This window comes from Chryseobacterium oranimense, assembly GCF_900129755.1.
Lineage (GTDB): Bacteria > Bacteroidota > Bacteroidia > Flavobacteriales > Weeksellaceae > Chryseobacterium > Chryseobacterium oranimense.
The window spans coordinates 391,900-413,322 of the sequence record NZ_FQWT01000004.1; the positions used below are offsets into that span (position 1 = coordinate 391,900).

Below are 21,423 nucleotides of genomic sequence, written 5' to 3' on the forward strand. Positions count from 1 at the left end.
GTATCCGAACTTCCCTTTTTTGTTTTCTTGACAATTCGTGTATTTCAATGAAATTTGAAGTATTAATTCAATTAAAATAATAGTACAATGGCATTTGAAAAAAAATTAGACTACCAAATAGACAGTACTCTAGGAGGAAGATTGGGCAAAGAAGTTTATGATAAAGCAATCGAACAACAAAAAACTATTTCCGAGCAGGATTATGCTACCCTTAAATTTTTGGCGGAAAGGGCTATCCGGCCACCATTTAGAACGCCGGTTCATAAAACCCCTGCCGATCATGGGATGGAGAATTGGGAAGATGTTTATTTTCCTGCAAGCGATGGAGTTCCGCTTGAAGGCTGGTATATTCCTTCTATAAAAGGAGAATCCGACAAACTTATTATTATCAATCACCCATTGCCGATGAGCCGTTCCGGATTTACAGGACATTTTGGGGAGCCGTTTGCAAGTGTAGATACTTTGGAAATTGACTTTGTTATTCACATGAAGTACTTGTCAGACGCCGGATATAACGTATTGGCCTATGATTTAAGAAATCATGGAAACAGCGGAACTGCAAATAATAACATTTGTGGAATTGGGCGCTATGAATGGCGGGATGTAGTAGGGGCACAAAATTATGTAAACAATCATCCCAAGTTAAGTAAGATGAAGTGTGCATTATACAATCGTTGTACAGGCGGAAATGCTGCCTACGAAGCCATGTACAGGCATCCTGAATTATTCGAGAATATTCTTTGTTTCTTTGGGCCAATGACATTGTGTATGACCGCTATGATGAAAAAATTTGCGGGCTATGCGGGAGTAGATAAATATATGGAACTAATGGCATTTGAACAGTTGAAATTAGGAGGATTTACCCATTACGAAATGGATCCTAAACCATTTGCTCATGCTGTTAAAGTACCTTATTTCATGGCAGAAGTATTGGATGATGCATGGACAGACAATCCTCGTGATGCTCAGGAAATTTTTGATAAAATAGGTTCAAAGGAAAAAGAATTGTTTTGGATAGAGGGCACTACCAGAAGGTTTGATGCATATAATTATTTTGGGATACACCCTGAAAAGATGATTGCCTTTTTTGATAAGTATATGAAATAGAAATTTCAAAAATATCAGCTTAATTGGACTGAAAAGCTAAAAGAAGTATCAAGTGTTCAATCGGGATCTCTTAAAACCCGCCAGGTTAGAAACCAAAAGCCTTTAAATCTTAGTATTTAAAGGTTTTTTTGTTGAAAGATCAGCAATAACAGGACGATTATCCGTTCTGGGATAAAAATGGACTGGATAAAATACATGTTCATTTTTTACCGGCAATCCTGTCGATAGGTATAACATCTTAAGATAAATTTATACATAATAAGGAAGAAGGATAACTATACTTTATAAAGTATTGTTTTAGCCACTATATTTAATGTTTTATTAATTCATCATTTTCAGTATTCTTGCTTAAAAATATTACTTTTCCGGAAATTTTTTACTGATTCATTATGGAAATTTCCGGGGCTTTTTTGGCTGTAATTTTAGAAGCCGTTCTGTCATTTTTTTTGATTAAAAAAGAAAATTCAAAGAAAAATATTTTCTTAATACTTTATATAGTTACGGTAATTTTAGACCTCCTCTGTGAATATTTCATCTTCAACTTAGGGAACAGAAGCACTTTTCTGATCGATCAGTATCCGTCGAGTTTTCGGCTCGTAAAAGGGCCGTTGTTGTTTCTCGTTGGCAGGCATTTGCTGAAGTATAATTTTAACTGGAAAAATTACTTTCACTTCCTTCCTTTTTTTGTTGTATTCATCTGTAACATTATTGTTGTGTTCATCGGTTCCGAATCCCAGAGCTTTCACCGGTTTTACTTGTGGATTTTTAAGATTTATCCTTTTTATTGGTTAGGTTATCTGGCTGTGACGCTTACCGAGCAGATCAGGCACAGAAATAAAGAAAATGCATTTCAGAAGCTGTTTATTCAGTTTTTATGTTTTGTAATGACTTTGTTAGTTGCCTATTTGATATGCGGATACGGGAGATTGGTGGACAGGGAGCTTTTGAGAATTATTTATACCTTTTCCTTCTTTGTACAATTTATTTTTCTTATTCGTCTGACTCAAATAGACAAGCCGCTTCCTGTGGTGAATTTGATAAATAACGACATAAATGCAAATAAAGTCACTGAAACTTTACAAGAACATAAAAAAAACAGAAAATACAAAAGTTCTGTCCTGAGTAAAGACTATATAGCCAATACCAACAACAGATTGATTGAGCTTTTAAAAAACAAAAAAATATACACCAAAGAAGACCTGAGTATGGATGATATTTCCAGTATGATCCATATTTCCAAAAATCATTTATCCCAATGTATTTCCGAAGGTCTTGAGACCACTTTCTACGATCTCATCAACAAGTACAGGATTGAGGAATTTATAGCGCAGATCAATCAGAATCCGGATCAGCAGATAAGTGAACTTTATTACCAGTGCGGGTTCAGGTCCAAAGCCACTTTTTATAAATATTTCAAACAGGAAACCGGGATAAATCCCAACGATTACCGCAGGAAAATTCTCAGGGAAAAAGAATTCCATCACGATTATTAACTTTTGGTTTTTATTCGTTAATAAATAATTAAAACAATATAAGGTATTGATATTTAATTATTTAAAAGTCTGTTTTGTAAAAATAAGTTCATCTTAATCCAGATGAACTTTTCAAAATGAAAGTCAGAATAGTTTTGCAGCAGATAAAAGAATCTGTAAAAATGAAAAAACTAACATCGACTTTAGCCGTTGCCCTCTTCTTCGTTTCAATACAATCTTATGCACAGATCCAGGTAAGCGGGAAGATCGAAGATTCACAAGGGAAACTTCCACAGGCAAAAGTTCTGACTCACGACAAGAAAACCTTTGTTCTGACAGATAATCAGGGGAATTTCAGTATTACCATTCCTGAAGGTTCTGCTTCTATTATTGTATCCTACGAAGGATATACCGATAAAACGATTGACATTGATGCCTCCGCGAATTCAAAGGTTGCAGATTTAGGAGTCATTGTCCTGGAAAATAGAGAACAAACAAAAAGCATTGAAGGCGTTGTTATTACATCTGCTTACAAACCTTCCCAGGCCAGGGCTTTGAATATTAAAAAGAATTCCGAAACAATCTCTGATGTTCTGGCTTCCGATGCCATTGGAAAACTTCCGGACAGAAATGCAGCAGAAGCCATTCAGAGATTACCTGCCGTTACCATTGAAAGAGACATGGGAGAAGGCCGTTTTGCAGCCGTAAGAGGAACACCCATTCAGTGGAGCTCATCCACCCTTAACGGCAACAGGATGCCAAGTGCCAGCGGAGATTATGCCAATCGAGGACTGCAGATGGATATTTTTCCTTCGGAACTGATCCAGTTTGTAAAGTTATCAAAAACACTTACCCCAGATATGGACGGGGACGCCATTGGAGGAACCATAGATTTTATTACAAAAACAGCTGTAAATAAAGAAACACTGTCTGTAAATGTGGCAGGAGGTTTTGTTAATCAATCCAAATCTCCCAGCTACAATGCTTCCGTAGTATATGGAAACAAAATCACAGATAAGCTGAGGTTCATTACTTCTGCTGTGATATGGAACAGAGACACCGGAATAGATAACTTCCAGATGGTGTATGATTTTAATAATAAAGACAGGATTAAATCTTTTGCGATCAATCAGTTACAGATTAGGGATTATATTGCGCAGAGAAGAACGTTAGGCTTCAATGGGGCTTTGGATTATCAGGTCAATAAAAATAATAAGCTTTATTTCAAAGGGTTGTACAGCCAGTATATTGACGGACAGAACGTTCGAGAAACCTATTTTAACTTCAATACCAAGAATGTTCAGCTGCAGGCCAGGCATTCGGATTACGTTACAGATCTGTATTCCTTTGATCTTGGAGGTGAGCACAAATTATCAGATAAGTTAAAACTCGACTGGTCTTTGGTAAAAGCAAGATCAAGCTTTGAATTCAATTCCCCAAAAAATCTGAGTAAAGAAGAAAGGGGATACCCGATTGTTCTGTTCAGGCAGAATATGACTTATGGAAACCTTTCAGGCAACGGATTAAAATACCTGGCAATGGATTCTCCCGACGGTATCGGGGACGCTTCCGATCTTGTCCTGCCGCATAACCTGAGTGCATTGGATCCGGCGCAGATCTACCTTTATCAGACCATTATCAGCAGGAATAAAAACAGTGAAAGAGATTACAGGGGACAGTTTAATTTCAGCTACAGGCTTAATGACAAAATCAATTTAAAAGCCGGAGGAAAATTAGTTGATAAAGATAAAAATTTTGTTTCTAGCGTGTACGTTTGGATGCCTTCAAAGCTCATGGGAATACCGGGATCAGCACCCCTTGTCTATCTGAATCAGCTTCAGACAGAAGATTTCGCTTATCATGGTGGCTTTCTAAATCCTTTAGGCCAGCCTTACAACAATGTAATTATCAACCAGATTAACAACGGGCAGATCGATCAGATGTACACCCCGGAATTTATGGCAGCCAATACCATGTTCAATGTGCAGGGAGCGAATACTGCAAGTAATCTTGCCGCTTCATATTCGGGAAAGGAAAATGTATACTCGGCCTATGTGATGGGAAATTTCAGGCTGACTGAGAAATTAACCATGATCGGTGGGTTCAGGAATGAGTATAATGTGACCAATTTCAAAGGTAACAGTGTTGTGATAAAAGGAAATACGACAGTCGCAGAACCGGTTGAAAAAGAGAATACATACAATGCCTTCCTGCCGATGGTGAATATGAAGTATAACCTGGATGAAAATACTATCCTCAGGGCTTCGTACACCAGATCATTTGCAAGGCCGGACTTCAGTGACCTTAACCCCGGATTACAAATCAACGATGCCCTCCAGACCATTACAGAAGGTAATGCAGGGCTGAAACCTACGTATGCCAACAGTTTTGACCTGATGTTTGAAAAATATTTTTCCAACTTGGGAATCATTTCCGTGGGAAGCTTCTATAAAAGTTTAAACAGTATTATCTACCAGGACCAGACGACGGAACAGAGAAACGGGCTGGTGTATCTTAAAAGCTCACCCCGGAATCTGGAGAAAGGCTGGCTGTTCGGTCTGGAAGCCAATTTCAGCAAACGTTTTACAGAATTGCCGGGCTTCTTGCAGCATTTCGGATTCGAAGGAAATTACACTTTTGTGGATTCAAAAACCGAAATACCGGTATATAGCGGAACGTCAGTGGAAAAAATCGAGACTACTTTACCTAAACAGGCAAAACACATCTTCAATGCAAGTATTTTCTATGAAACGGATAAGCTGATGTTAAGGCTGGCCGGAAATTACAAAGGAAAATACCTCAATGCCATCCGTTCTCTGGCCGGCCCGGATCATTATCAATGGTTTGATAAAAACTTTACCCTCGATGCTACAGCTTCTTATGCTCTTTCAAAGAAAATAAGGCTTTTTGCTGAGCTTAATAATCTTTTCAACGAACCCAACAGATTTTATCACGGGAAACAGGACAGGACAGAAAGTGTTTCCTATACAGGCTTCCGTGGACAAATGGGAGTTTCACTCAACTTTTAATTAAATATTTTCAACATGAAAAAAATAATACTATCCACATTCGGATTGTTATCGGCATTCTCTGTGGCGCAGAATAAAAAAGAATTCAGCGGATATCCTAAAGATTTGAAAATTAATCAGATCCAGGTACTGGGAACCCACAACAGCTATGCGAAACCGGTAGATCCTAAGGTTTTAAAAATGGCAGGCAGCATTATGGAGAAATTCAAAGGTTCTTTTTTGAATAATATGTCGCCGGAAGAGAAAGCCAAGTTTCAGGAATATCATCCCAACGGACTCGATTTTGCTGAAGCCTTAAATTACAATCATCCCGATTTTAATGAACAGCTCAATGCCGGTATGAGGAATATTGAAATTGATGTTTATTATGATCCTACAGGAAACAGATTTAATAAACCTGCTTCTTACGAAATGCTTAAAAAGCAGGGAATAACGGATCTTGCCCCTTTTTCTACCGAAGATCTGGATAAGCCGGGTTTCAAAGTAATGCATATTGCAGATCTGGATTTCAGGACACATTACACCACATTTAGAAAAGCGCTTCAGGCGTTGAAAGACTGGTCCGACAAAAATCCTGGTCATATTCCCATTTTCATCCAGGTTGAAGCCAAAGATTCCGGGCTTCCTATTTTTCCTAACGCTGCAGAAGTACTTAAATTTGATCAGAAAGCGTTTGATGATCTGGATCAGGAAGTACTTTCCGTGTTGGGAAGAGATAAAATTATTGCTCCGGATGATGTTAAAGGAAAGTATAAAACACTCAATGAAGCGGTACTTCATCATAACTGGCCGACGGTAAATGATTCAAAAGGAAAATTTGTTTTTATACTGTTACCTTCAAGTGCAGGAATCAGCAATAATGAATCTGCTTACTTGGCGGGGCATCCGAATCTTAAAGGAAGAATGATGTTTGTAGAATCTGCTCCCGGAAAGGATTATTCAGCTTTCGTACTTTATGACAATGCCATCGTAAGACAAAACGAAATCCAGAAGCTGGTAAAAGAAGGCTACCTTGTGAGAACCCGTTCAGACATAGAAACGTATGAAGCAAAGGTAAACGACAGGACAAGAGAAAAAGCAGCGTTCAGCAGCGGAGCACAGGTTGTTTCCACAGATTTTTTCAGGAAGGGGAATGCCTATGGAACAGATTATTATGTAACGGTGCCCAATGGTGAAACCGCAAGATGCAATCCTGTGAATTCCCCTGCAAACTGCCCTAAATAAATACTGAACTTTAAAGCCATAAGCAAAACATTTTCTGCATCAGAAAAAGGCTGCTGGAATAATAAAACGGTTTATCAGTTATTGCTGATAAACCGTTTTGCTTGCCTTAGAACAGAATTATAATATTCAGATTTCAGGTCCCACCTGATTAAAAAACGAGATCATTTGCTCCAATCCGCTTTTCGAGAACATTCTTTCCATATTTTCCAGAGTATCTTGTGTTGCCGCTGCTCCTCTTTCAACCATATCTTTTTCAAAATGGGCGATGGCGGTTTTAATATCAGGGAAGGTATTGCTGGTTAAGCATTCGGCTAATTCAAATGCATCCTGCATTGCTACGTTGGCACCTTCACCTGCAAATGGCGGCATTCTGTGGGCTGCATCGCCGATCATCGTTAAATTTTCCTGAGTTTCCCAGGTTTGATCGAACGGGTAATAATATTGCGGACGTGGAGTAAAATGTACACTTTCATTAGTAAATAATTCCTGCCAGTTTTCGCTCCAGTCTGAAAATTCCTGCTTAAACCAGGCGGTCACCTGTTCTTTATTACTGAAATCAATTTTACTTTCGGAAAGCCAGTTTTCAGAAGTTTTGAAGGCCACTATAAACATAATTGATCCATCACCTTTTGTCCCATAACCTAGCATTTTCTCGTCATCAAAAGCCATTATTTTTCCAAAAGAAAAAAGTCTGGATTCGTTTTTTTCCACTTCGTAAATATCACCCTGAATTAAGGTAATGCCTGAAAAAATTGGTTTAAGACTGCTGAGATAAGGACGGACTTTTGAATTGACTCCGTCGGCAGCGATGACCAAATCTGCATAAGCACTTGTTCCGTTGCGGAAATGCAGAAGCCATCCGTCGTTTTGCTTTTCCATAGAAATAAAACGGCTGTCCCAGACCACGGTGTCGGGCTGTAAAGAATTTAATAGAATATCACGCAATGGCGCACGGTCGATTTCAGGGCGGGTTTCAGAAATGATTTCTGCAAAATTGCGATCGTCAAAATGGATGTTGAGCGACTTGTCCACCAACACCATTTTGCTTGCTTCAGGACGGTGATGCTTGTAAAATTCATCGAGCAGACCTGCACGTTTTAAAGCTTCCAAACCGGTTGTTTCATGAAGATCCAGAGTGGATCCCTGTACGCGGACATTTCGGTTGAAATCTCTTTCGTACACTTTAACATCGGCATTTTGCATTTGTAATAATCGGGCTAGGGTTAATCCAGCCGGTCCGCCGCCAACAATGGCGATTTTTTTATTTTGTATGAGCATAATTTTAAAATTGATGCTGTAAAATTATTTCTTGTCATTCATTAAAAATTGTAAAAATCGGCGGTCTTTGTTCTTGAACAATTCTTTGGGTGAGGCGCCCGAAAGCTTTTTGATTTCTTTGATGAAATGCGACTGGTCGTAATAATTTAGCTGCGGGAAAAGCTTGCCCTCCTTGATATGCGAAAGCGAAGCCTGGAAACGCAGGATACTGCAATATGCCTTTAACGAAAGCCCGAATTGCTGGTTGAAATACTGATTGATCTGTCTTGCGCTCCAGGAAACTTTTTCTGAAAGTTCCTTTACTGAAATTTCGCCATTGGTTGCCATAATCAATTCAAACAGTTTGTGTTTCCGGTCATCCATTTCTATTGGTAAAAGCGATTGTATTTTTCGGGTGGCTTTTTCACAGAACGAATCAAAATCATTCAGATCATTGATGCTGAAATCCCAGAAATTATAAGGCAAAGCTTTTCCTGTATTCAGAATGTCTGCAATAGAGTGGTGTAAAATATATTCTACGGCAAGAGGATTAAAATTAATGGCAAAAAAAGTTGAAATATTTTGTTCAGGTGTGATTTTAGGCTTTGTTTCCAGTCCCAAAAGAGAAATATGAAACTGACCGTCTGGGGTTTTGTAAAAGGACAGATCAATTTTTCCGTTCGGAATAATCACACCTTCGGTAATAGAAGACAGGTTTTGTATCGATGAAAAGCAATAGACGAAATCGGCAATCGACGGATCGGGTTTTACGAGCTTATGTTGAGGAATATCATTCATTTTGTTTTGCTGGCTTGTCTTTTATATGGCTTAAGCGTACCTACATTCTCACATTTAATGTATTGTGAATACCGTGGGTTCCTTTTAACAGTCATATCTATTGTTAAAGATAATTAAAATTCTGTACCCATATTAATTAACAAGCCTTCTCTGATCTGCGAAGTGTTTTTCATAAATTACAGTAAGGCTGATTTTTTAAAATTTTGTGATCACTGAAAATCATTCTATATTTGCACCACTGAAAAACAACATTATTTAGGGGAGTTGCAGAGTGGTCGATTGTGGCAGTCTACAGGTCCGGGAATCCCTCACTCTCTGCAGAAAACAGGTAGTTCCATTAGAGTGCTAATGAAACTATTTTTTTTTGTATTGTTCCATCGGATTAGGGAGCTGAAGTAAAGCAAACGCAAATAAAATATAACATACACTTCATCAGATCAATTGAAAATTGATTTTTCTTTGCAGCCTCAAATATGAGTCTCAATAATAAAGCTTTGCGTCAAAAAAAGGAGGCATCACACCTGGCACATACAAGCAATTAAAATGAAAAAGAATACCAATTAAGTTTAAAAAGTGATCATCGCATTGGATAACAGTGAAAAATGATCCGTAGAAAAAATGAATATCAACTTTAAACATATTCTATCCCGGAAATCTATTTATATAGCCATTGCGTCCGTATGCTTCATTGCGGTGGTGGCGTTTGCAGTGCTCAGTATTCTCATTACCCGTGACAGCCGGAAAAACAATGAAGAATTTGCCCGGAAAACCTTTTTCAGAAAATATGAAACCATAGAAAAAGAGCTCAGAAATATTGAAGATTACCAATATCTGCTCCGTGCCCTTATCAGGAAAGACGGACTGGAAAACTATAAAGAATATTCTTCCGTCCTTAATGAACTGAATAAAAAGCGAAACCTTCTGCCATATAGCTGGTATTCCTATTATCGCGGTAGTTCCGGGAAATCTGAAAACAGCAGTGCTTTATCTGAAATGTTCATCGAGAAAGATAAAGAGGGAAAATATATCAGAATACAAAACAACGGCTCCGGGCATTTCAGTGATTTTTTGATTACCACGCCTAAAGACAGTACCTATTGGGTAAGTTACGATTCGCTCAAACTGCCTCAGAAGGATATCCTGTATTATGGTTCGGCGGTAAGCCTGGATGATCTCCATCAATACTTTATCAATTTAGACAAAACGCCCAACAATTATGCCTATGTTTTCACCAAAGAAGGCATCTGCATTACCCATCCCGACCAGAAATACCTCGGGAAGAATATTTTTGATTTTACAAACATTAAACCGCAGGATACCTTAACTGCCAAAACAAAATCCGGTTATACAGAAGGAAGCACTATTTCCGAATATCTGAACGTAGAAGTCACCCGCTTTATAAAACCTTTAAAAACAGATAACTTTGAGGGATATGCAGTCGTGAACCATGTGAATTTCCTCATCGACGAAAGTGTGAACAAAACAAAAACCTATGCCGTTTACATATTTCTGGCCGCTCTGTTTCTTATTGTAACTGTTTTCATCCTTTTCCAGAGATCTACTGCACTGGCCTACCGGGAAAAAGAAAAAATACAGTCCGAAAAGAATCTGCTCCTTATTGAAAATGAGAAAATGCACCGAGTGGAAGCGCTTAACCAGCTTCAGCAGCTCAAAAACAATATCAATCCGCATTTTCTTTTTAATTCATTGAATTCCCTGTATATGCTGATCGGGATCAATAAGGAAAATGCACAGCGTTTTACCATGAATCTTTCTAAAATCTATCGGTATCTTATCGTTCCTCCCAGGGAAAACATTGTTCCCGTATCACAGGAGATCAGGTTTATTGAGCAGTATATGGAACTCCTGAAAAGCAGGTTTGATGAAGAGCTCACCTTTGATATTATCATTGCTCAGCCTTTAAGTTTAGAAAAGAGAATTCCGTATCTGTCCCTTCAAATGGTAACGGAGAATGCGATAAAGCATAATATAGCCACCATAGATCATCCCCTGGAAATTACCATTACCGTCGAAGATAAAGGAATTGTCATCAGGAATACATGGCAGCCCAAAACCGGTGAAAATGTTCAGGGGGAGAAGTTTGGAATTGACTATTTGAATCAGGTTTATAATTATTTTAATAAAGATTCTGTTAATATATCTATAAATAGTGAATATTTTATATGCTTTTTGCCTCTAATTGAATAAAAATATAATCCATTCACTCCCGAAAATACACCTCTCACTCCTTATTAATATATATATTATCCCTTTACCTCTAGTTTTGTAGCTGAAACTGAGATATGTAATAATTTGGAATGAATAGGAATATTTTAATGAAGAACTACAGACTGGCATTGTATTTAGGACTCGCCTTAGCCTCTCCGGCAGCATTTGCACAGAAAAAAGATACTTTAAAAACCGATAAAGAAAAACCGGAAAAAACAGAATCTTCCTCAAAAAAAGCAAAAAAGATTGAAGACCTGGTGAAAAAAGGAACCTACAAAAAAGGGCTTTTTAATACCATCCAGGTGAAGACTGATGTTTATTTTGAGATCCCGGACAGCCTTATGGGGCGCCAGTTTCTGGTGGTGAATAAACTGTCGCAGGTACCGATGCAGGTAAATGAAGCCGGACTGAATAAAGGAATGAACTATGAAAACAAAGTCATTTCTTTTTACCGCGATACCGTTGCCAAAAAAGTGTGGGTGAAAACCGTAGTTCCCCGCGTATCATCCCCTGAAAACGATGCCATCACAAGATCCGTAAAAGACAACTTTTCAGAATCTGTGATTGAGGTTTTTGATATTGAGGCCCAGAATAACGATTCCACCTCTGTAGCCATTAAAGTAAACAAGATCTTTGACGGAAACCAGAAAAGCTTTAATGATGTTCTGGCCAATGTTGGGCTTGGAGGATCGGTAAAATCAAATCTTTCCTATATTGAAAAAGTAAAAACTTTCCCTCAGAACCTCGTCGTTAAGTCCCAGCTGACAACTTCAGTAAATGAAGGGGGAGTAGACCTTCCTGTAACACTTGGCGTAACCACAAATCTCGTATTGCTTGCCAAAACACCAATGCAGCCGAGGATAGCAGATTCCAGGGTCGGCTTTTTCAGTGAAAAACACTGGACCTTCAACGACCGTCAGCAGAAAATGGACGAACAGCAGTTTATTACCAGATGGAGGCTGGAACCTAAAGATGAAGACAAAGAAAAATACCTGAGAGGTGAGCTGGTAGAACCCAAAAAACCTATCGTTTATTATATAGATCCCGCAACTCCAATCCAGTGGCGTGAAAAGATTATCGCAGGAGTATATGACTGGCAGGCCGCTTTTGAAAAAGCAGGCTTTAAAAATGCTGTGATTGCTAAGATGCCCGATGATAAAGATGAAGATTTTGATATAGACGATGTACGATATTCAGTAATCACATATGCTGCCTCGCCCAAGGCCAATGCGATGGGGCCTTCGGTAGTGGATCCGAGAAGTGGCGAAATCATAGAATCGGATATCATATGGTGGCATAATGTGATGACTTCCCTTCAGGAATGGATGAGAATCCAGACCGGACCCGTTGATGCCAAAGCCAGGGGAAATGTATTCAGTGACGAGCATATGGGAGAGGCCATCAGGTTTGTATCTTCCCATGAAGTAGGCCACACATTTGGTCTGAAACATAATATGGGAGCTTCTTTTGCATTCCCGGTTGAATCCCTCCGTTCAAAAGAATTTACAGATAAGATGGGCGGAACCGCTCCTTCCATTATGGACTATGCGAGGTATAATTATGTAGCCCAGCCGGGAGACGGTGTTACCGCAATCACTCCAAAAATCGGGGTTTATGATAAATATGCGATTGAGTGGGGCTACCGCTGGTATCCGGATGAAATTTCCGAGAAAAAAGCATTACGGAATTTAATAGAAAAGCATCAGGACGACCCTATGTATTTCTATGGTGAACAACAGAATTATCTGGAAACCATTGACCCGCGTTCGCAGTCTGAAGACCTGGGCGATGATGCTATGAAAGCCGGAGAGTACGGTATGAAGAATCTGAAAATCGTTGTAGATAACCTTTTAAAATGGACCTATGATGACGGAAAAGCATACACAGATGCAGGAAAGCTGTATCTGGGAGCCATAGGGCAGTGGGACCTGTATACAGGACATGTAATGGCCAATGTAGGGGGAATTTACCTGAACAATACGGTATTCGGCAGCGATAAGAAAGCGTATGAAGCAGTACCGGCAGAAACCCAGAAAAGAGCAGTTGATTACCTGATCAGAAATGCAGTGAATCTTCCGGAATGGCTTTTCTTCAATCCCATTACAGAGAAAACCTATCCAGTTAAAAATTCACCGATGGGACCGTTCGAGCAGACTCCGTATACCTTAGCGAGAGGGATGCAGTACGGAAATATTTACTCCCTGTTTATGGATGACCGTTTGCTGCGAATGCTTGAAAATGAATTAAAGCATGAAGTTTCAGGGTCAAAAGAAGAAATCTATACCGTGGAAAATCTGTTTGACCAGATTCGCGGAGCGATTTTCAACAAGAAAGGAAAGCTCACTATTCTTGAAAAAATGACCCAGAAAAACTATGTGGACGCCCTCATTGTTTCTGTGAATAAATTATTTGAAAAAACAGCTGTAAAAGCTTTAAAAGTGGACAATAACCTGAACATTCCAACGATCTGCAATTTCCACGGAGAGGAAGAAAATCTCAGGAATATCAATTATTCATCCATGAAAAGAGTATCCGAAGTTACCACTTATAAAAGAGCGGAACTTCAAAAGGTACTGAATCTATTGTATAAAACTGAATATAAAGGAGATGAAGCTTCCAGGGCTCATTATGCAGACTTGATCATCCGGATAAAAGAGGCTTTAAATAAATAATCGGCTATGAAAAAAACTCTAATACTTTTACCTCTTTTGGCGGCTCAGATAGCATTGGCCCAGGAAAAGAAAACCATTACAGGAAAAATTGAAGACGAAAATACATCTGGTGTTATCGCAGGAGCATCTGTAAAAATAGAAACCCGGTCGGTTTCCACCAAAACGGATCTGAACGGAATTATTGAAAGTGTATCCGTGGGTACAGTAACGGATAAAAACGGGCAGTTCATCCTTGAAATTCCCGCAGAAACCAAGTCCGTATTGGTCAGTTATCCGGGTTATGAGTCCAGGATCATCATGATCAGCGAAGACAAGACCAATTATACCGTGAGACTGATTCCCGAACTTTCAGATAAAAACAAGATTCAGGAAGTTATCATTACCGGGTACCAGAAAATTGAAAAACGCAAGCAGACCTCTGCTGTTTCCACTGTAAAGATGGATAATATCAACCAGGCAGGTGTTGCCAGTGTAGACCAGATGATGATGGGGCAGGTAGCGGGAGTTGTGGTAACGCCTGAAACAGGAGCGCCGGGTGGTCCCGCCAAGATCAGGATCAGGGGAACAGCATCTCTTTCCGGTCCGCAGGATCCCCTGTGGGTTGTAGACGGTCTTCCGTTAGAAGGAAATGATGTACCTAATTTCAGTGATAAGGATAATATAGACCAGCTTCAGAACTTTTCTATTGCAGGGCTGAATCCTAATGATATTGAGGATATTACCATTCTTAAAGATGCGGCGGCAACAGCCATTTACGGAGCGAGAGCAGCCAACGGGGTAATCTCCATCACCACGAAAAAAGGAAAGAAAGGAACTATGAGACTGAACTTTTCGGCAGATACTTTCGTGACAGCACGCCCTGATTTCAGCAGGCTGAATCTTCTGAATGCCTCTGAAAAAGTTGACCTTGAATTAATGCTTGCCAGCCGTGCAGACCTTACTTACCGTGCCGATAAAGGCGAGGTGATGAGAATTTTAATAAAGAACGGCCAGCTTGATGCCTACAGAAACGGAGGATTCGGTGCATTGAATTCTTTTACCCGTCAGCAGATCGATGGTTTAAGAGCCAACAATACAGACTGGGGCAAGCTTCTGTACAGAAATGCCATCAATAAGCAGTATGGAGTGAGCCTTTCAGGAGGAAGCGACCGTTCAGATTATTATTTTTCACTGGGATATTTTGATGAAGAAGGAACAACCATCGGGACCGGTTTTGAAAGATATAACCTTACTTTAAAGAACAATTATAAAATAAGCGATAAACTAAGTGCTGGAATATCTGTTTTTGGTACAAAAAGCGAAAAAGAATCGTTTATGACAGATGCAGATGCATCCGCCAGTCCCGTTAATTATTCAAGAAATGCCAATCCGTATATGAATCCTTTCAATCCGGATGGAAGCTATAGCTATGATAAGGATATAGATGGTTTTGCAGATACCTATATTCCTTTTAACTTCCTTGAAGAGAGGGAGAATACGAACTATACGCTGAAGAACCATTCATTGAAGGCCATATTGGATTTAGAATATAAAGCATCCAAAAACCTGAGGCTTACCTCACAGCTGGGCATCCAGTATGATACCAATATGACGGAGAAATATGCCGGACAGGAAACCTACTTTACCAGAAAGATGAAAGAGGGAACCCGCTATTATAAAGATGGTGCATACCGTTATTTCCTGCCTGCAGGAGACATCAAGCAGAACTGGAGTAATGATTTCTTTCAGTACAACTGGAAATTGCAGGGAACGTACAGCACAAAAATTAATTCGGTACATGAAATTGATTTGATGGCCGGAACTGAAATCCGTAAAACAGAAGATAATACCACCGTTACCAGAGCTTTTGGTTTTAACAGCCTTACCAAAACAGGAACCCCGATCATATTCCCCAACTCTGATTATGCCGGAGATAAAAAATATGAAACCTACCGGGAAATGCCTACTGTGGAGAACGCTTATGCTTCTATGTTTGCTACCGCTTCTTATACTTACGATCAGAAATATACCTTTTTCGGTAGTGTGAGATATGACGGGACCAACCTTTTTGGGGTGAATAAAAAGTACAAATACCTGCCAATCTGGGCTGTTTCCGGTTCATGGCTGGTGACGAAGGAAAATTTTATGCAGAATACGCCCCTTATTTCCAATCTGAGATTAAGAGCTTCCTATGGTTTACAGGGAAATATAGACCGTAATACCTCTCCGTTTTTTATCGGGGAATATGGAGAAGCCAACATTCTTCCGGGGACAAAAGAAGAAATTATTAATGTAATCACTGCTCCGAATGATAAACTTCGCTGGGAAAAAACCACCAATGTGAATGTGGGGCTTGATCTGGGATTGTTTAAAAACCGCATCAATCTTACTGCCGATGTATACAGCAGAAAAGGAACCGATATGATCAGTATGAGAGAAACACCGCTTGAGACAGGATTCAATTATACGATGATGAACTGGGGAAGCTTAACGAACAAAGGTTTTGAACTGGCAGTTTCTACAAGAAATATCGATAATGAAAACTTCAAATGGTCAACTACCATTAATTTTGCCCATAATAAAAGTAACGTTATTACTGAACAGCCCCGCCAGAACTCAATGCTCCCTTCAAGGGAAGGACTTCCTGTAAATGCTGTATTTGCTTTGAAAACAGCAGGGATGGATGAGAACGGGAACCCTATGTTCTGGAAAGGAAATGAAAAGGTGAAAATTGAAGATTTCTTTAAACTCTATGATGTGTATGAAGAATTCCTTCCGGGACAGCTGGTAGGGACAAAGCTTACCGCTGAAGAAATGAGGGGTCTTTTTACCTACGTTGGAGACAGGGATCCTAAATTTACCGGGGGTATTATAAACACCTTCAAAGTACATAATTTCGATCTCACTGTTTCAGCAGCCTTCAACTTTCAGCAGACCGTGATGAGGTCACCTTCTTACAGAGGGATGAATTTAGACAGAGGAAGAAACTATACAAGAGATATCTACGAAGCAGGAATTTCGCTTCCGGCCATAACAAGCCCTGATATGGAGAGCAATCCGGGATGGATGGGGAACAAATGGCTTACCGACAGCCCGAACAACGCATATGGCCTGCTTGATATATGGGCAAAAGAGATCAGTTACCTGAGAATCAGCAGTATCCGTTTAGGATATACACTTCCTAAAGAATTTACAAACCCTATGGGAATCAGCAGCCTGAGGCTGAGTCTGGAAGGCCGTAACCTGTTCGTATTCAGTAACGGGTATAAAGGGTATTTTGATCCCGAAACCTATGGTAATATTTATGCGCAGCCTATTGCCAAATCAGTGACAATCGGCTTTAATGTTTCTTTTTAAAACTTGAAAAAAATGAGAAAAATAACTACATTCATTGCTTTGGCAGCCATCAGTTTTACAAGTATAGGTTGTGACCGTTTTCTGGATATACAGCCTGAAGGAAAAGTGATTCCGGTTACCGTTGAAGATTACAGAAAAATACTGACATCCGCCTATTCAAAATATCCTATTCACAAATCACTTTCTGCACTTCGCACAGATGAGATGGTGATCGATGAAAATAATAGCGATTTTCCGTACTATCGGGAGTTGGCCATGTGGAAGGACAGTAATTATGATGCTGAAACAAAAGAATTCCAGTGGGCAGATTTTTATACGGTCATCTTCTACCTGAACCAGGCGATCAACGAAGGAAGCAAAACCATGAATGATTCTCCTGAAAAAAATCAGATTTTGGCAGAAGCTTATGCATTGCGTGCGTATTCCTATTTTGATCTGATCAATTTATATGCAAAACCTTATAACGCCGCTACAGCCTCAGCGGACAGGGGAGTTCCCATCAGTTTGAAAGCTGACATGGAAGCATTATTAAAGCCCTCTACGGTACAGGAAGTCTATAATCAGATTCATGAAGATATGGAAAAAGCAGAGGGGCTTATGGTGGAACAGCAGCAGGCTGCCGGTGCTAACTATAAATTTTCCAAAAATGCACTCATGGCTTTCAATGCAAGACTTGCTCTTTATCAGGGAGACTGGAATAAAGCATTGCAGTACGCACAGGCAGTATTAAGTGTAAAAGCAGAATTAAGTAATTTAAATACCAGCAATACTGCGCCTAATCATTATACATCCGTGGAATCGATCCTGGCATTAGACAATCCATTGAATACCAATGTGCAGAATGTAATTTTTGCCTCTCCGGAACTGATTTCAAAATATAATTCCGCCACAGACAAAAGATTTGGAATTTATTTTGAAAAAAACAGCAACAGGTATAAAGTCATTAAAGGAGGAAGTAACAATTTCAGAGTCTCTTTCAGAACAGCCGAATTATACTTTATAAAATCTGAAGCATTATTAAAGCTCAACAGGCTTGATGAAGCTAAAGAAGCATTGCTGAAAGTTTTAGCCAACCGGTACACTCCTGCGGGATATACTGCGGTTCAGAACGAGATCAGCCCAATGAATGCTTCACAGTTTATGGCTTATCTTCTGGATGAAAGATTCAGGGAATTTGCGCTGGAAGGCCACAGATGGTTCGATCTGAGAAGAGCAGAACAGAAAAAAATCACTCATGTCGTCAACGGAGTAGAATACATTCTTCAGCAAAATGATCCGAGATATACCATAGAATATCCGATGAGTGCCAAGAAGAATAATCCGAACTTATAGAACATTTATATTAACATCCCCTGAAACCGCTTGAACGTAACAGTTTAAGCGGTTTTTTCGTACTTTTGTAAGGTTATGAAAATCGCCATTATAGAAGACGAACTGCTGGCTGTTAATTATCTTAAAGATCTTTTGGATAAGCAGAACATTGTTCCTGTTACAGAAACCGTGATTCTCCGTTCAAAAAAACAGGCCATCGACTTCTTCGAAAACCATTCTGCAGACCTTATCTTTATGGATATTCACCTCGGCGACGGCATGAGTCTGGAGATTTTTGAGCATGTGGAACTTTTTACTCCGGTCATTTTCATTACCGCGTTTGATGAATATGCTATGAGGGTTTTCAGGCATTTCACCATCGATTACCTTCTGAAGCCTTTTGAGGAAGAAGATTTGCATAAAGCATTACAGAAATTCATTTCCATACGGTCCAATTTTGATCCCGGACCCGTCCTCCAATCTCTTTCCACCTTGCGCCAGCCGGAAAATTCAGGGAAAATGAAACATTTCATGGTGCGTGAAGGAAACAAACTGAAATCCATAGATGAACATCAGACCGCTTATTTCTTTGCTTCAGGGAAATACCTTTTTCTGACCACCAACGATGGAAAAACCTATATTTATGATGATACCATTAAAGATATTATCCATAAACTGAATCCTGAGCTGTTTTTTAAGATCAACCGCAAATTTATCATCAATAAAGCTGCGATCGTTGAAATCACCAAGCATTCCAGCCAGAAAGTGGAACTGAAACTTTCCCCGGCTCCCGAGATCAATTCAGATGTTTTTATCAGCAAAAGACAGATTACAGAATGCTTAAACTGGCTCAAAAATTAACTGCTTTAATATCTGAAGGAAGCTTTGTAGATGTTCAGAAAATAAAAAAGAAATTCCGGAATTATATAAAACCAGTCATGAGTAAAAAAGATCAATACGGCCTTGAATTTTTGAAAGTAACAGCAGGCGGTGATATCGGTTACAATTGTATCCGGAAAGACGGAATTGTGGATGGGAATAATCTGCTTCAGTTTTTGAATTATTTAAATACGTCTGGTACAGAGCTGATTATCAAAGAAATAAACCATTATCTGAACGACGCTGAAAATCCGGATTATACTCCTTATGACTCAATGGTATTGGAGCACATTGATCTGAAAATTGAATATCCCCATCTTGTTATCGACGGGCAGCCTAATGTTTTTCCATTGGCAGACATCAGGGATTTATTACAGGAGTGGTTATTGTTTCTGCAATCTTAAGCCATTTTCAAAATAACTCCACTGATACTGTATCATTTAAGTAGTAGATTAAAGCTTTTTTTGAATATAATAAAATTTTAGTATTATTTTTTTTAAAAATTGATTTATAAGTATATACGTGTGGTATGTAGACGTAAAATGATTAAAAAAATAAATGTTTTTCGGAATTTTGTAAGTATTTTTGGCGGGACTTAAATAAAAATCAACCCACAAGTACTGATTCATCCTATGATTTTAATTGTTGATGACAACCAAAGCAATCTTTACTCTCTAAAGAAACTGCTGGAATCCAAAGATTTTCAAGTAGATACAGCCAATTCAGGAGAAGAGGCATTAGGAAAAGCAATAAAAAATAACTATGCACTGATTATTCTGGACGTGCAGATGCCGGGGATGGACGGATTCGAAGTAGCGGAAACACTGGCCGACTACAGCAAGACCAAAGAAGTTCCCATTATATTTTTATCCGCAGTAAATACCGAAAAAAAATTCATAACCCGCGGATATGCCTCAGGTGGGAAAGACTATGTCACCAAACCCGTAGATCCTGAAATTTTATTGCTTAAAGTTAAAACCTTTTACAGTCTTCAGGAGCAGAATCTTGCCATGAAAAAGACCCAGCAGAGCCTGGAACTGGAAGTCAAAGGAAGAAGAGAATCCCAGGTGACCATGAAGTCCCGCATTGACCATCTGCAGCTGATGCTTGAGTCATTGCCGCAGATAGCTTTTACCCTTAACGAAGACGGAAATATAGAATTTGTCAACCATAAATGGTATCAGTATTCAAATAGTGAAGTAGATTTTCCAGAAGTGCATCCTGATGACCATGATATCAGGGAAGAATTCGAACGCAGCAGAAAAAGGAATAAAGCCCTCGAACTTGAAGTACGGATAAAAAAAGTAGATTCAGGCGACTACAGGTATCATCTTTTGCGGGTAACCCCTGTAAATGATGGAAACGTCATTAAAAACTGGATAGGTACATTTACAGATATTGATGATCAGAAAAAGATTGAAAAAGAAAAAGATGAATTCCTGAGCATTGCCAGCCATGAGCTGAAAACACCTTTAACAAGTATTAAAGCCTACGTTCAGCTGCTGGACCGTAAATTAAAACTGGACAAACAGAGCGCCGAAGCCGGCTTCATGGACAAAGTTCAGGACCAGATTGAAAAACTGAATACCCTGATTACCGACCTGCTTGATGTTTCCAAAATAGAAAACGGAAAACTTAAAATCAACAGAAAACCAACCAGTCTGGAAAACGTGATCAGCAACGCCGTTGAAACCATTATTCAGACCCATGACGAAAATAAAGTCAAGATAAAAAGACACGGCATAAAACCGGAAATCCTGATTCCTTTCGATGAAATACGTATAGAGCAGGTTCTGATTAATTTCCTTACCAATGCCATCAAATACTCTCCCCAAAATAACCAGATCATCGTTACCACTTTTGTAGACGAAGAAAAAGAAGAAGTAAAAGTGAGTGTTACAGATTTCGGAATCGGAATCCCGGATTTTAAACAGGATGCTGTTTTCCGTAAATTTTACAGGGTAGAAGAATCTTCCCTGCAGTTCCAGGGAATGGGAATCGGGCTGTTTATCTGTTCAGAGATCATCAAGCAGCACCACGGAACCATTGGAGTGTCCAGTAAAGTAGAAGAAGGATCAACCTTCTATTTCACCTTACCTTTAAACTAAT

The 21,423-nt window shown here is 39.3% G+C and carries 13 protein-coding genes; 11 read left to right on the plus strand and 2 right to left on the minus strand.

Annotation, left to right across the window (positions count from 1 at the left end; genetic code table 11):
• The first annotated feature begins 87 nt into the window (after nt 1–87).
• The 4 genes from BUB03_RS14780 to BUB03_RS14795 all read left to right on the plus strand — a co-directional run bounded on the left by BUB03_RS14780 (nt 88) and on the right by BUB03_RS14795 (nt 6,832).
• Nucleotides 88–1,107 (plus strand): alpha/beta hydrolase family protein, encoded by a 1,020-nt coding sequence (locus BUB03_RS14780; protein WP_083538941.1) that lies wholly within the window; start codon nt 88–90, stop codon nt 1,105–1,107.
• 389 nt (nt 1,108–1,496) lie between these two features.
• Nucleotides 1,497–2,600 carry an AraC family transcriptional regulator gene (locus BUB03_RS14785; RefSeq protein WP_073064515.1) on the plus strand — a complete coding sequence of 368 codons (1,104 nt, stop codon included), beginning with the start codon at nt 1,497–1,499 and terminating at the stop codon, nt 2,598–2,600.
• 161 nt (nt 2,601–2,761) lie between these two features.
• Nucleotides 2,762–5,608: a TonB-dependent receptor gene (locus BUB03_RS14790; protein WP_073064613.1), complete on the plus strand. Its 2,847-nt coding sequence runs from the start codon at nt 2,762–2,764 to the stop codon at nt 5,606–5,608.
• A 15-nt stretch (nt 5,609–5,623) separates the two neighbouring features.
• Nucleotides 5,624–6,832 carry a Ca2+-dependent phosphoinositide-specific phospholipase C gene (locus tag BUB03_RS14795; protein WP_073064517.1) on the plus strand — a complete coding sequence of 403 codons (1,209 nt, stop codon included), beginning with the start codon at nt 5,624–5,626 and terminating at the stop codon, nt 6,830–6,832.
• A 126-nt stretch (nt 6,833–6,958) separates the two neighbouring features.
• Here BUB03_RS14795 and BUB03_RS14800 read toward each other — a convergent pair whose 3' ends face one another.
• Both BUB03_RS14800 and BUB03_RS14805 read right to left on the minus strand, forming a co-directional pair.
• Nucleotides 6,959–8,110 carry an FAD-dependent oxidoreductase gene (locus tag BUB03_RS14800; RefSeq protein WP_073064519.1) on the minus strand — a complete coding sequence of 384 codons (1,152 nt, stop codon included), beginning with the start codon at nt 8,108–8,110 and terminating at the stop codon, nt 6,959–6,961.
• Nucleotides 8,111–8,134: 24 nt separating this feature from the next.
• Nucleotides 8,135–8,887 (minus strand): helix-turn-helix domain-containing protein, encoded by a 753-nt coding sequence (locus tag BUB03_RS14805; protein WP_073064522.1) that lies wholly within the window; start codon nt 8,885–8,887, stop codon nt 8,135–8,137.
• A 618-nt stretch (nt 8,888–9,505) separates the two neighbouring features.
• On the opposite strand from BUB03_RS14805, the gene BUB03_RS14810 reads away from it, so the two are divergent.
• The 7 genes from BUB03_RS14810 (at nt 9,506) to BUB03_RS14840 (ending at nt 21,422) form a co-directional block, all read left to right on the plus strand.
• Nucleotides 9,506–11,095 carry a histidine kinase gene (locus BUB03_RS14810; RefSeq protein WP_073064525.1) on the plus strand — a complete coding sequence of 530 codons (1,590 nt, stop codon included), beginning with the start codon at nt 9,506–9,508 and terminating at the stop codon, nt 11,093–11,095.
• Between the two features lie 110 nt (nt 11,096–11,205).
• Complete coding sequence (locus BUB03_RS14815; RefSeq protein ID WP_073064527.1) at nt 11,206–13,788, plus strand: zinc-dependent metalloprotease; 2,583 nt, start codon at nt 11,206–11,208, stop codon at nt 13,786–13,788.
• Between the two features lie 6 nt (nt 13,789–13,794).
• A complete protein-coding gene (locus BUB03_RS14820) occupies nt 13,795–17,124 on the plus strand; it encodes a SusC/RagA family TonB-linked outer membrane protein (protein ID WP_073064530.1) in 3,330 nt (1,109 codons plus the stop codon).
• 12 nt (nt 17,125–17,136) lie between these two features.
• A complete protein-coding gene (locus BUB03_RS14825; RefSeq protein ID WP_073064541.1) occupies nt 17,137–18,456 on the plus strand; it encodes a RagB/SusD family nutrient uptake outer membrane protein in 1,320 nt (439 codons plus the stop codon).
• Between the two features lie 75 nt (nt 18,457–18,531).
• Entirely contained in the window at nt 18,532–19,296 is a 765-nt protein-coding gene (locus BUB03_RS14830; RefSeq protein WP_040996308.1) for a LytR/AlgR family response regulator transcription factor, read from the plus strand.
• 77 nt (nt 19,297–19,373) lie between these two features.
• Nucleotides 19,374–19,718, plus strand: a complete 345-nt coding sequence (locus BUB03_RS14835) for a hypothetical protein (protein WP_139258866.1) — start codon at nt 19,374–19,376, stop codon at nt 19,716–19,718.
• Nucleotides 19,719–19,946: 228 nt separating this feature from the next.
• The gene (locus BUB03_RS14840; RefSeq protein WP_073064547.1) at nt 19,947–21,422 is read left to right on the plus strand and encodes a hybrid sensor histidine kinase/response regulator; all 1,476 of its coding nucleotides are present in this window, start codon (nt 19,947–19,949) and stop codon (nt 21,420–21,422) included.
• Nucleotide 21,423: the final 1 nt, after the last annotated feature.

What these genes read in the sequence shown, in the direction of transcription:
- BUB03_RS14780 (WP_083538941.1), top strand. Translation starts at nt 88, where the DNA reads ATGGCATTTGAAAAAAAATTAGACTACCAAATAGACAGTACTCTAGGA.
- BUB03_RS14800 (WP_073064519.1), bottom strand. Translation starts at nt 8,110, where the DNA reads ATGCTCATACAAAATAAAAAAATCGCCATTGTTGGCGGCGGACCGGCT.
- BUB03_RS14795 (WP_073064517.1), top strand. Translation starts at nt 5,624, where the DNA reads ATGAAAAAAATAATACTATCCACATTCGGATTGTTATCGGCATTCTCT.
- BUB03_RS14825 (WP_073064541.1), top strand. Translation starts at nt 17,137, where the DNA reads ATGAGAAAAATAACTACATTCATTGCTTTGGCAGCCATCAGTTTTACA.
- BUB03_RS14820 (WP_073064530.1), top strand. Translation starts at nt 13,795, where the DNA reads ATGAAAAAAACTCTAATACTTTTACCTCTTTTGGCGGCTCAGATAGCA.
- BUB03_RS14840 (WP_073064547.1), top strand. Translation starts at nt 19,947, where the DNA reads ATGATTTTAATTGTTGATGACAACCAAAGCAATCTTTACTCTCTAAAG.
- BUB03_RS14790 (WP_073064613.1), top strand. Translation starts at nt 2,762, where the DNA reads ATGAAAAAACTAACATCGACTTTAGCCGTTGCCCTCTTCTTCGTTTCA.
- BUB03_RS14835 (WP_139258866.1), top strand. Translation starts at nt 19,374, where the DNA reads ATGAGTAAAAAAGATCAATACGGCCTTGAATTTTTGAAAGTAACAGCA.
- BUB03_RS14810 (WP_073064525.1), top strand. Translation starts at nt 9,506, where the DNA reads ATGAATATCAACTTTAAACATATTCTATCCCGGAAATCTATTTATATA.
- BUB03_RS14785 (WP_073064515.1), top strand. Translation starts at nt 1,497, where the DNA reads ATGGAAATTTCCGGGGCTTTTTTGGCTGTAATTTTAGAAGCCGTTCTG.
- BUB03_RS14815 (WP_073064527.1), top strand. Translation starts at nt 11,206, where the DNA reads ATGAATAGGAATATTTTAATGAAGAACTACAGACTGGCATTGTATTTA.
- BUB03_RS14830 (WP_040996308.1), top strand. Translation starts at nt 18,532, where the DNA reads ATGAAAATCGCCATTATAGAAGACGAACTGCTGGCTGTTAATTATCTT.
- BUB03_RS14805 (WP_073064522.1), bottom strand. Translation starts at nt 8,887, where the DNA reads ATGAATGATATTCCTCAACATAAGCTCGTAAAACCCGATCCGTCGATT.